Below are 12,487 nucleotides of genomic sequence, written 5' to 3'. Positions count from 1 at the left end.
ATAATTAATAATAAATAAACTTATTTAAAACGTTTTCAATTTTAAATAGTTTTTATTTAGTTAACGTGCTAAAATAAATGTGAAAAAACAGAAATGATTGGAATCATGATGCCTTTTCCTAAGTCAAAAGCGGGAAAGCTTGGGCAAGAATGGTTAGTAATATCCTGGTTTTATTAACCCTTATCTTTTTGCTTAAGACCTTTTGATTGCTTTAAAAATGGATTAAGGAGGGTTGAAAAATGAAGAAGGGATTTACTGCTTTATTATTGGCAATAGCAATGTTAATTTTCAGTTTCATACCGACCCGAGTAGAGGCTAAGGAGCTGGGACCTCCCATTGCTAATCAGGAAGTTATGGCAATAAATGAGGTAAATAGTCAGGACAAGGTCACTCCAAGTCCTGAAACTCACAAAGAAGTAAATTCAATTAGCGAGAAGGACACGACGAGTCAAGTTGCTGGTCAAAAGAAAGAAGGAGGCGACCAAAAGCCAGCGACTCTAAAGGAAAATACAAGTTCAATCAAAGCGACTGGAGCAGAAAGCCATTCTCCTAAGGCCACCCAGGCTAGTGGGGATAAAGACCAAGCTTCAAAGCCGGTGGAAGAGCCAGCTGACCCAGAAGTCAGGGCTGAAAAGTCAGGAGAAGACTTGCTGGACCAGGCTGTGGATGTGGCAGAAAGAAGCCTGTCTAAGCACCATGACAATATCATTAAAAGGGTAAGAGTAACTAAGGGCAATGGTCAGAACTTGGATAGCGTCCGCCAATGGATGACGGTTAAGGTCAATATGGACTTTGAGCTACCGGATAACACCATTAAATCTGGTGATATCACCACGATCCAGCTGCCTCAAGGCCTGGTCTTTAAAGAAACCCCTAGTCGTTTTGGGGTCAAGGATTCTACTGGAGCAGTCGTTGCTAGAGCTTCGGTTAATCCTCAATACAAAACCATTACCCTATCCTACACGGACTATGTCGAAAAGCATTCCGGCATCCAGGGTACTTTATTTTTCTCCACCCGGGTGGACCATGTCAAGGAGAAGAAAGCCAGAAAGATTCCTTTGAATTTTCAAGTCGGGAATCAGCTGATCTTGGCGGGAAAAATCCGCTGGCAAGGGGCTATAAAACCCCACTATTATCCCTTACAAAAAGATTCCTGGAAAAGCTGGCAAGGGGATAATATCATCCAGTACCGTATCTCTGTCAATCGCAAGGGACAAGACATTTATAATGGGCTTATTTCAGATGCTCTGAAAAGTGAAAAAGTTGACTACCTCAAGGACACTTTGCGTGTCTATAAGGGCAAGTGGCGCTGGAACGATAAGAAGAGTGATTTTGATTTTGACCATGGTGTCAATGTGACTTCGCAAGTGGACATTATTTGGGGAGAAAATGGTCAAAATTTCAAGATTCACTTTGGACACTTAAGCGCTGAAGAAGGATTAATGATTACCTACCGGGCTCGCATTGGCTACCAAGCCCTTGATGGCGAAGTCATTAACAATTACGTGCGACTGACCGGTGATGGGATTTCAAATGAAGAAGGCCTCAGTCGTTATCGCTATCTTTCTGCTGGTGGGAAGGCCCAAGGCTATCTTTATCAGCTTAAGATTCGTAAGTTAGATAAGACCGACTCAAATAAAGCTTTAGCAGGCGCTAAATTTAAGCTGATTCGCAACCGTACTGGAGCCCTTATTGGTGAGTACGAAACCAATCAAGCGGGGGAAATAGTAATTAAGAACCTGCTAAGAGATGACTACACCCTGACGGAAAGCCAAGCACCGGCGGGTTATCAATTGGATCCAAGTCCCATAACCATTGGGGCGGAAGACTTCGACAAGAATAACAAGTTGGCCATTAAATCCATTAGCAATCAAAAAGTGGAAGAAAAAATCGCTATCCCAGTCACCAAGCTTTGGAAGGGCAAGGCCTTAAAAGAGGTCAGCGTTTTCTTAATAGCAGATGGTAAAAAGATTCAAGAAGTCAAACTTTCACAAGAAAACGACTGGAAGCATAGCTTTGATAATCTGGCTAAATTCAAGTCAGACGGCAGTCGCATTGATTATAGGGTGGAAGAGGCAGCCTTAGATGGTTATCGCACGGAAATCAAGCAAAAGGATGCTAACGATGTCAGTCAAGGTGTTGAAATTATTAATGTAGAAAGCCCCTCCTGGACCCTAATGACGCCACCAAGCCGAGAGATCAAAGTGACGAAGACTTGGTTAAACGCCCAAGGGGAGGCCGTAACCGCGCCAGCTGCTAAGATTGAAGTCGAACTCTACCGCGACGGTCAAGCCACCGGCAAGACCTTGGCGCTGTCGAAAGAAAATCACTGGAGCGGTTCATTTAAGAATTTACCAGTTTATGAATCGATAGAAAATCCCAAAAATTACGACTACAGTATTCAAGAGGTTGGCGGAGACCAGGGTGCGATCCAAGTCGCTGGCAAGTGGTTCAAGGTGACCTACCAAGGGGCGATGAAGGATGGCTTCCAAATTCTTAACCAAGCCTATCCTCCAGAGGAACCCCAAACCCCACCAGATAAACCCAAGAAGCCGGAGACGCCACCTGTGACCCCACCGGATGAACCCAAGAAGCCGGAGACGCCACCCGTGACCCCACCAGATGAACCCAAGAAGCCGGAGACGCCACCTGTGACGCCGCCGGATAAACCCAAGAAGCCGGAAACGCCACCTGTGACGCCGCCGGATAAACCCAAGAAGCCGGAGACGCCACCCGTGACGCCGCCGGATGAACCCAAGAAGCCGGAGACGCCACCTGTAACGCCGCCGGACCAACCTAAGAGACCAGAATCTCCAGCGAAAGTATCCCGGCCTGGCGTAAATCCATCCACGCCAACTGAAAAATCCCTAGCCCCTCAAAAACAAGTTCATAAAAAAGCGGAATTACCGCCTACTGGCTTTGACAATAAGACTAAGGATTGGCTGGCTTTGGGAATCGGAGCAGTCTTTGTTGGTTGTCTCTTTGCTTGGCTAGGAAAGCATAATAAATCCCGGCGCTAAGGCTTAGTCATGGCTTAAATTTTAAAAAATGGTAAGAAAAGAATAATCGCCAAGATAGGTCTTGGTATTTCATAGAATCACTCCTAAAAGTGCTTAGGCTTGTGTTATTGACACGGGCCATAGGCACTTTTTCTCTGTTTTTAAAAACCAGAGTAGACTGATAAAGGGAGGCCTTATCATTTTTTTTAAATACTTAACTGCGATCAAGAAAATCGATTAATAGAAATCGGATTTATAGTGATTAAATAGTTTGACAATTTGTTATAATAGGAATAATTTTGAAAAATTTTAATCTGAGGAGGAATTACATGAAATGGAGAAAGCTCCAGCAGTTATTGCTGGCCTTAGTCGTAAGCCTAGTCTTAGTAGGCTGTTCGGGAGGGGCTTCTAAGGAAGAACGCCCGATTAAAATGGGGGTAAAGACCGAATTATCGACCTTAGACACCCTCATTGTTGGTGATATTGAAAGCTTTTCTGTCTTGGGGAATACGGTGGAAGGCCTTTATCGTTTGGATGCCGATAACCAACCCCAGCCTGCCATAGCAGAAAAGACCGATGTTTCTGAAGATGGTAAGACCTATACCTTCCACTTGCGGGATGCCAAGTGGTCCAATGGGGAAGCGGTGACCGCCCATGACTTTGTCTACGCCTGGCAAACCGCAGTCAACCCAGACAAGGCGGCCCGTTACGCTTATATGTTCGCTAACATTGTGAATGGTGAAGCGGCAGCTAAGGGCCAAGTACCGGTAGAAGAATTAGGGGTCAAAGCCATCGATGATAAGACGTTTGAAGTCAAATTGAATCACCCTGTTTCTTATTTCCTCAGTGTAGTGGCTTTCGCGCCTTTCTACCCTCAAAACCAAGCCTTTGTGGAAGAACACGGGGAAGCCTACGGGACTTCCAGTGACAAGATGCTCTATAACGGGCCCTTCACTGTGGAAAACTGGGACGGTAGCAATCAAACCTGGCAATTAGTCAAGAATGAGAACTATTGGGACAAGGATAATGTCAAGCCACAGAAGGTAGACTTCCAAGTGATTAAAGAAGTACCAACTGCCCTTAGTCTCTTTGAAAACGGCGAGGTGGATGACGTTCTAATTACCGGAGAAGCTGCCAAGCAATTACAGGGGTCCGATAACTTTGTGGTTGAGCCCCAAGCGGCCACCAATATGGTCCACATGAATTACACCAAGAGGCCTGAATTTAAGAATAAGAACTTGAGAAAGGCCTTATCTTTGGTGATAGACCGCGACCAATTAGCCAATGGAGTCTTGGCCGATGGTGCCGTGCCAGCGGAAAACTTTGTCCCTCATGACTTTGTCAAACATCCAAATACCGGTAACGACTTCGCTGATGATGCCGGTAATGTTGACAAAGCCTTACGCTATGATGTTGAATCCGCCAAGCAGGCTTTGGAAGAAGCTAAGAAAGAATTAGGTCAAGACCAATTCCATTTTGAAATCTTAGCTTATGATGATCCGCAAATGAAGCTAGTGGCCCAATACTTACAAGGCCAATGGCAAAATGAACTCGAGGGAGTTACGGTAGATATCCGCACCATGCCAAAACAAACCGCCCTAGCAGAAGCAGGCAAGAAGAATTTTGACCTCTTCTTATCGGGTTGGGCAGCGATTTTACCTGATGCTATCAACCTCTTAGATATCTTAAATACGAAGACCACAGCCAATTTTGGGGATTACAATAATCCTAAAGTTAATGAACTCCTTGACCTAGCGGAAGGTGACCATGCGACCGATGTGGACCAACGCTGGCAAGATATGATTGAAGCACAAAATACCATGGTTGATGATTATGGCTTCTTAGTGCTTTACCATCCTTATGAAGGTCACTTACGTAATCCAAACCTGAAGGGCTTCGTTTACCACTCAGTAGGGGCCAAGTATGATTTCCGTCAAGCAGAATTGGTGGATGCTAACTAGTTCCACTGGACCGCTCGATTCCTAGTCATTAAGCCAGAGAAAGGATTGATACCATGGCTGAAAGTTTAACCGATCGTTTTATCCGTTATGCTAAGGTCAATACCCGGTCTGATATGTATAGTGAGACCTTCCCCAGCACCCAAAGCCAGCTGGATTTCTTAGAAGTCATTGCTGGAGAAATGGAAGAATTGGGCCTGAGCCAGGTCGACTTTGACCGCCAGCGGGCCTGTGTGACGGCTACCCTGCCGGCAACGACAGAAGCGGATTTACCCGTGATTGGCTTTGTTGCCCATGTCGACACGGCTGACTTTAATGCGGAGAATATCCAACCCCAAGTCCATGAAGACTATGACGGCCAGGACCTGGTATTAAATGAAGCTGAGGGGATTGTCATGGAAGTGGCGGAATTTCCCTTCCTCAAAGACTATGTCGGTCAAACTCTGATCACTAGTGATGGGACCACCCTGCTCGGTGCCGATGACAAGGCCGGCATGGTGGGAATTATTGGGGCCATGGAATACCTCCTGGCCCACCCAGAAATTGAACATGGGAAGGTGAGGATTGCCTTTGTGGTCGATGAAGAGATCGGTCTCCTAGGGGCCTACCGCTTTGACGTGGAAGGTTTTGGGGCTGACTTTGCCTATACTCCTGATTCTGGCCGGGTCGGAAAGATTGAAGGAGAGACCTTCAATGCGGCCCAGGTGGAAGTTTGGATTGAAGGTAAGAGTGTCCATCCCGGGTCTTCTAAGGGCAATGCCATCAACCCCTTGCACTTGGGGGCGCAAATTGTCAATGACTTACCCAAAGACCAAGTGCCGGAAAAGACTGATGGCTATGAGGGTTACTTTATGCTAACTCAACAAAACGGGGACTTAGGCCAAGTTCACCAAGTCTTCATTATCCGTGACCACGACGAGGCCAAGTTCCAAGAACGTAAGGAAATCTTTGCCCAAGTGGTGGATAAGATCAATAGTCAGTACAAACGGCCGCGGATCCGCTATGAAATTTCTGACCAGTACAAGAATATTAAAGAAGTCCTCGACCACCACCCCTATGTCATGGAGCGGGCCCTGAAAGCCTACCGGGATTGTGGGATTGAGCCAGATATCCAACCCTTCCGCGGGGGCATGGATGGCTGTGTCTTTAACTTCAAAGGTCTCCCGACCGCGAATATTTTTACCGGTGGGGAAAACCTCCACGGCCAATACGAATTCGTCAGTGCCCAAGGCCTCCAAGCCCTCCAGGATGTCATCGTGGCCATTATTAAAGGCTAAGACAATGACTGAAATCAAAATCATGTCGATAAACAATGTCATATCAGTGATGGTATGGCATTTTTTCTTTGCCTTGAAGTTAAAGAAAGGCTCTTCTCTGGGGCCATGGGGTTAGATATAAGCACAGCTAAGCGTAGTCAGGCCTTGAGTTAATAAACATCAATTAAGCTTACAAAACTGTAAGCTTACCCCTTTGATTTGTAAGTTTAGGTAAAGGCTGGTCCACTTGCTTCAACCTATAATTAGATATGATCTAAAAAGTATATTGCAAAAAGTTTTACTGATAGGAAGAGGCATGACATGACCAATATCATTGAACTTAAAAATTTGAAGAAGGACTTTAATGGCCACCATTCGGTTGACTTGGATCGTCTTACCGTGAGAAAAGGAGAAATCTATGGTTTCTTGGGACCTAACGGGGCCGGAAAAACCACCACCATGAAGATGATTCTATCCTTAATCCCACCCTCATCGGGTCAGATTGAAGTCGGCGGTCAATCCATTTTAGAAAATAGGGATTATTTAAATGACATCGGCTCAATGATTGAAGAGCCTTCCTACTATCCCAATTTAACCGGATATGAAAATCTCCTAGTCTTTCAAAAAATGCTAGGTTTCGATAAGCGGAATATTTGGAAAACCCTTGAATTAGTCGGTTTAGCTGAAGAGAAGAATCAGAAAAAACTGGCCAAAGACTATTCTTTAGGAATGAAACAGCGCTTAGCCCTTGCCTTTGCCTTAGTTAAGCAACCCAAAATCTTACTTCTTGACGAACCGACCAACGGCTTAGATCCTAGCGGTATCCACGAGGTCAGAGAATTGATTATTAATCTAGCCAAAACTCAGGGCTTGACCGTCTTTATTTCCAGTCATATTTTATCGGAAATTGAACAGATGGCTGATCGGGTGGGCATCATTAACCAGGGGCGACTGGTCTATGAAGGCGAAATTGACCAAATCAAGGCCAATCATTGGATTGAGTTTCGCGGAGAATTTGAATGCCAGGCCTTAGAGCGCTTGTTAAGTCAATACTATGGGCCCAATGACTTCGAAGTGGCGGACCATCTCTTGAAAATAAAGACAACGACTGATGACAAAGTCGCCATGGTCGCTAAAGCCTTGGTTGAGACGGGTTTCCCGCTTTTTAGAATCGAGTCCAAACAGGAAAGTTTGGAAGATATTTTTCTACAGTTAACCAAGGAGGTATAGGATGGTGAAAGCTTTACAAATCGAACTTTTAAAGAGTCGCCGAACCCGGTCATTTTCGATCGCAGTCATCCTGATGCTAATAGCCTTGCTATGGAATCTAGTTAGTTTAGGTAGTGAGTTTTCCAGCCGCCAACTAGATGCGGTAGGGGTCTTGTTTAACAATCAAACCGTTAACAGCCTCTTACTCCCCATAGCCATTAGTATTTTTACCAGTCGAATTGTTAACAATGAAAGAATGGGGCAGACCTTTAAACTGCAAAATGCCAATGGCAGAAGCACACTGAAGATTTTTGATAGTAAATTACTCCTCACGGCCTTATTTTTCCTGCTGATTGCAATCGTCCAAACCGGGCTTGTGACTCTATATGCCTATAGCCATGGGGCCTATGTTCCTCTATCAATCAGTCTCCTGCAAGTGACTGGACAATTTCTGGCCAGTTTCAGCTTGATCACTCTTTATTTATTCCTGGCGCTGGTGATCGAAAAACAAGGGCTTTTGTTATCCTTAGGTTTTATGGGTGGCTTTTTTGGACTGGTTTTAGCCTCAAAAACCTCAGCGCTTTGGAGTTTTATCCTGCCTTTTTTAGGGGCAGGCTACTTAGCCCCCTATAAATTTAACCTGATTGATGGTAGTTCTTACAACTATGTTTTGGATGGGTGTCTGGGATTACGCTTACTGCTTTATTTGCTTTACCTAGCTATCATAGCGATTGTCGTCCGGGCTATGATTGCCAGAAAGGGGACCTTAGCATGAGAGACTATCTAGCACAAGAATGGTATAAATTGAGAAAAGTCCAATTATTCTGTATCGGCTTGGTCTTTCTGGCCATAGCCAGCTTTATTGGTTTGGGGATCTATTTTGCCAACCAGTCCGTTTTTACTGAAGGTACCCAATATCAAGTCATGTGGGGCCAGCTGACTTTTTATTACAGCCAGGTTTTATCGGCGCCCATGTTGGCTATATTTATGGCGATGAGCTTAAATCAAGAATTTGAAAGAAAAAATATCGAAATGCTTCGAGCCAATGCCGTATCGATTTGGAAGCTGCTTTTTAGTAAACTGATAGCAGTTCTTGGAATCGTCGTTCTCGTCCAGGTCATGCTTTTCTTAGTTTATCTTGGAGGCGTGTTGGCTGCAGACCTGGCTTTATCGCTGGATGTCTTGGTCAATTTAAAGTGGCTTGCCCTGTCAGTGTTGGCCTCGGCAAGCATTCTTTCTATTCAGAGTTATCTCTTTTCTAAAAGCAGAAATTTTAGCCAGTCAGTGGGCCTTTCTGCCCTAGGTGCTATGGGTGGCTTTGTCTTGCTCTTCATCAATGAAAACTTGGTGCCGTTCTATCCTTACTCTCAAGTCATGGTGGCCTTACGCAGTCGATCGCTTGAAGACTTTAGCTTGGCTGAACTGGTTTTATTCCTTTTAGTCAATGTGGGGGTTACGGGCCTATTCTACCAATTATCTTGTCAAGAATTAGCTAAAACAAAATAAGGGTAGATCCTTTGATGGGCTTTAGATAGATATAAGATGAAAGCTCAACAAGTATTAGACCGCTCTAAGGGAAGGTTTTGAGCGAGTAAAAAGAAGCTTTAGTCAATAATGTCCACAAGAAAAAGGCGCTGGTGGAGCATGTGTAGCTTCACCAGCGTCTTATTTTTACTATAGCTAGCGGTCAGTCTTACCAAGAAACAATTTTCCCTAGGGCATTTCTTAATTCGTAGTTGGCCATGAACCATTCAATATTCCCCTTGAAGTTACGCTTGAATTGGAGGACGCCGTAATCAGGTCCCTCTTCAGAAAAGTCGCTACTGGTCCCATAGAAATTAAAGTAGCTAAAGTCCTTGTCAATGGCCTCTAGGAGCATACGGTAGAGGATGGCGTAGGGCCCTTCAAAGCGGGTAAACTTGCTGAAGGCGCCACTGGAGAAGTAAATAAAGTCCTCAGCCGATTGGATAAAGCTGGCGCAGGCCAGGTTGACGATATTGCCTTCTTCTTCCTTCAACTTTTGGATCTTTTCAATTTTCTTTTCCCAAATACCGATATTTTCATTGAGCTCGCGGATTTTATTCTTGGTCTTTTTAGGGTTGACCTTACCCAGGGCGAGTTTGTCTTCCAGGTCCTGACGTTCTTCTTTGAGCTTGGCGATGGTCTCTTTGGTTTGGATCAGGAAGTAGTCACAATCAATATAGGCCAGGGCGAGGATGAGGTCGTCTTTGAGGATGTTTTTGAGATTTTTGAAGTATTTAGCGTCTCTAAGTTCAAAACCAATCCGCTCTGAGGTCTCTTGGTTGATGGCATCGAGGATTTTACAGTCCGCTTCATCGTAAATATTTAGTGGCCGCACTTGCACGCCTTCCTTGATAGTGCGGTTGATGGTGTAGCGGGCAATTTGCGAGACATGCTTCAGGAGATTATCCTTAGTGAGTCCGGTCAAATCCTTGGAAAAGACGCAACGAGTGGCCAGGGTGGGATCATCGAAGAGGTCATGGTCAGTTTTAATATAGCCTTCCGCCTGAAGGATCTTATCTACCTCATTTGCTTGGGGATTATCCTCGATAAAGTCGACATCGGAGAAGTAGCGTTCATTGAGGAAGGGGTTGACCCGGACACAGAGGACCCGCCAATTCTTCTTAAAGTAATTTTTTAAGTGGTGGAAGTAGAAATCGACCAGGTCTTGGTTAGTGTAATCCATAATGGGACCGAATTGGGTGGTCACCTTGTAGAAAAACTTTTTGTAGGGGTAGTAGATGAAGGTGGCATAAGCCAGTAGGGACTCGCCTTCGACGACCGCCAGGATTTTGGAAGTGGTCTGGTTGCTTTCGGCCAGGCGTTGGTAGTCAGCGCCCTGGGTAAAGAAGTGACGGTCGGGCTGCTTTTGTTGAAAGTGTTCAAGTTGATCGGCTGAAATTTCTTTAAAAATCATAATAGTCCTTTGCTAATTGTGTAATTGCTTTTATATTTATTTTACTAAACATAAGCGAAATCTTGTCTAACAGCTCCCATTATAGCAAAAAACTGCCTAAAGCTCAGGCAATTTTTGCCCTAGAGCGATGGAGCTTAAGGGGCTGACTGACAGAGCCAAGGGAAGTTGTATTGAATTGATGGCTAAATTTGAGTACAATAAGTAGGATTATGATGTATAAAAAACATGTCAAACAATTCTGGGAGAGTAATGATGCCAAAAAATGAAAAAGACCTGGAAACCATCGACCAGGAAGCACGCGCAAAAGCCAAATTGAATGAAGGATCGGCCTGGATGTCCATATCCAGTATGGTCTCACGGATCATCGGGGTCCTCTATATTATTCCTTGGATGCGTTGGATTGGAGACCCCCATACGGGAACCCAGGCCAATGCCTTGTATAGTATTGGTTACAATTATTATTTGATTTTCTTATCGGTGGCCATTGCTGGCGTGCCGGCCGCCATTTCTAAGCAGATGACCAATTACATGGCCCGGGGAGAATATGGGACCAGTCGCCGGCTCTTTAAGAGTGGGACCATTCTAATGACCATCACCGGTCTAGTCTGTGCCCTCCTCCTTTACCTGGCAGCGCCGGCCCTGTCGCAGAATTTACCTGCGGCTAGCGAAGAGGATGTGGTCTTAGTCATCCGCTCTTTGGTGCCGGCCTTGGCCGTGATCCCCCTCTTATCTATTCTTAGAGGGGGCTTTCAAGCCTATCTGGAGATGAAGCAGAGTGCCATCTCCCAGGTGACCGAGCAGATCGCCCGGGTAGCCTATATGCTGGTGGCGGTTTATGTGATCCGCCAACTCTTAGATGGCTCGGTGGCGGCAGCGGTTGGACACTCCACCTTTGCGGCCTTTATCGGTGCGGTGGTAGCCATTATCACTTTGGTTTTCTATTATATCCGTGATAAGGACCAGTACCAGATGCCAGAAGGTTATGTGGATACCAATACGGTGTCTACCAAAAGCCTCTTATTCGAGATTGTCCGGGTGGCCATTCCCTTTGTCATCACCGGGTCAATTGTTGAAGCCATCAATTTGATCGATATGAATACCTATATGCCGATGATGCAGCAGGTGAGTGACTTACCCCATGATCAACTAGTCTACCAATATGGGGTCTTCAACGCTAATGCGCGGCGGGTGATTCAAATCATCCTCTCCTTTGCGACCGCCATTGCTTCGACTTCGGTTCCAGTGGTGACCGATACCTATATTCGGGAATTGACCCACTACCGCCGGGCCAAGTTGACACAAAAGGTCAAGGCCAGCTTCACCAAAACTCGGGAAGTGATCTTACATACCTTGAATCTTTTCAGTCTAGTTATGTTACCGGCTTCCTTGGGGATGGCCCTGGTTGCTGGTCCGGTTTACCAACTCCTCTATGGGATTTATGACCCCCTAGGTGAATGGTACTTACAGGTCTCTTCAGTGATGGCGATTCCCATGGGACTCTTCTCGGTTTTAGTGATGGTTCTCCAAGCCATGGATGACCAAAAACGGGCCATGATTGGGATTGTCTTTGGGGTAGCGATGAAGTTGATCGTTCAATTTCCGCTCCTGGCGGTCTTTGGTAGTGAGGGGGCTATGTATGCCTCCATCTTGGCCTTCGTCTATATGTGTGTTTACTACCTACTGGTCATTCGCTCGCAGGTAAAGTTAGGAGCCAAGGCGATCTTGTCGCGCTTATCAGGGGCTCTGAAGGCGAGTGGACTCATGCTACTGGCTGATGGTCTACTCTTGATCTTTTTCAAGGTCGTTATCGGCGCCCCTAATCGCTTGGGCGCCATAGTGGAATTACTAGTACTGGCTAGTGTGGGTGTTATCGTTTATGTCGCCGCTATCGCTAAGGGCCGGCAACTGGATGTCATTATCGGTCACAAGCAGGCAGAACGTCTGCGCAAGTTTTTCCATATCGCTTAACAGTGAAGTCATCTAAAGAATTTTCTAGAGAGTTGGTCTTTTGGGACCGGCTCTCTTTTTTTCTTGGCTAAAAATAGGGGTTTCAAATTATATATTTTAGAGTATAATTTTATTCAAATATAAGGGACTTGTTGAGGAAACCTTCCTAGAAGAATCCAG

At 45.4% G+C, this 12,487-nt stretch carries 8 protein-coding genes; 7 read left to right on the top strand and 1 reads right to left on the bottom strand.

Going from position 1 to position 12,487, the window contains the following annotated elements:
• The first annotated feature begins 239 nt into the window (after positions 1 to 239).
• From DBT49_RS09530 to DBT49_RS09505, 6 genes are all read left to right on the top strand, one after another.
• The gene (locus DBT49_RS09530; protein ID WP_111872435.1) at positions 240 to 3,020 is read left to right on the top strand and encodes an MSCRAMM family protein; all 2,781 of its coding nucleotides are present in this window, start codon (positions 240 to 242) and stop codon (positions 3,018 to 3,020) included.
• 308 nt (positions 3,021 to 3,328) lie between these two features.
• Positions 3,329 to 4,960, top strand: a complete 1,632-nt coding sequence (locus tag DBT49_RS09525) for a peptide ABC transporter substrate-binding protein (RefSeq protein WP_013669029.1) — start codon at positions 3,329 to 3,331, stop codon at positions 4,958 to 4,960.
• A 53-nt stretch (positions 4,961 to 5,013) separates the two neighbouring features.
• A complete protein-coding gene (pepT, locus tag DBT49_RS09520) occupies positions 5,014 to 6,234 on the top strand; it encodes a peptidase T (protein WP_013668671.1) in 1,221 nt (406 codons plus the stop codon).
• 300 nt (positions 6,235 to 6,534) lie between these two features.
• Complete coding sequence (locus tag DBT49_RS09515; RefSeq protein WP_013669663.1) at positions 6,535 to 7,443, top strand: ABC transporter ATP-binding protein; 909 nt, start codon at positions 6,535 to 6,537, stop codon at positions 7,441 to 7,443.
• A 1-nt stretch (position 7,444) separates the two neighbouring features.
• Complete coding sequence (locus tag DBT49_RS09510; protein WP_111872436.1) at positions 7,445 to 8,197, top strand: ABC transporter permease; 753 nt, start codon at positions 7,445 to 7,447, stop codon at positions 8,195 to 8,197.
• Positions 8,194 to 8,928: an ABC transporter permease gene (locus tag DBT49_RS09505; RefSeq protein WP_013668658.1), complete on the top strand. Its 735-nt coding sequence runs from the start codon at positions 8,194 to 8,196 to the stop codon at positions 8,926 to 8,928. Before DBT49_RS09510 ends, DBT49_RS09505 begins: the two co-directional genes overlap by 4 nt.
• Before the next feature lie 187 nt (positions 8,929 to 9,115).
• Here the strand turns inward: DBT49_RS09505 and DBT49_RS09500 are convergent, their stop codons facing one another.
• Entirely contained in the window at positions 9,116 to 10,360 is a 1,245-nt protein-coding gene (locus DBT49_RS09500; RefSeq protein WP_111872437.1) for a peptidoglycan bridge formation glycyltransferase FemA/FemB family protein, read from the bottom strand.
• A 252-nt stretch (positions 10,361 to 10,612) separates the two neighbouring features.
• Here DBT49_RS09500 and DBT49_RS09495 point away from each other — a divergent pair, with 252 nt between their 5' ends.
• Positions 10,613 to 12,328 (top strand): putative polysaccharide biosynthesis protein, encoded by a 1,716-nt coding sequence (locus tag DBT49_RS09495; RefSeq protein WP_013669117.1) that lies wholly within the window; start codon positions 10,613 to 10,615, stop codon positions 12,326 to 12,328.
• The last annotated feature ends 159 nt before the right edge of the window (positions 12,329 to 12,487 follow it).

This window comes from Aerococcus mictus, from assembly GCF_003286595.3.
Taxonomy (GTDB): domain Bacteria; phylum Bacillota; class Bacilli; order Lactobacillales; family Aerococcaceae; genus Aerococcus; species Aerococcus mictus.
This window is presented reverse-complemented; position numbering and strand designations above follow the sequence as displayed.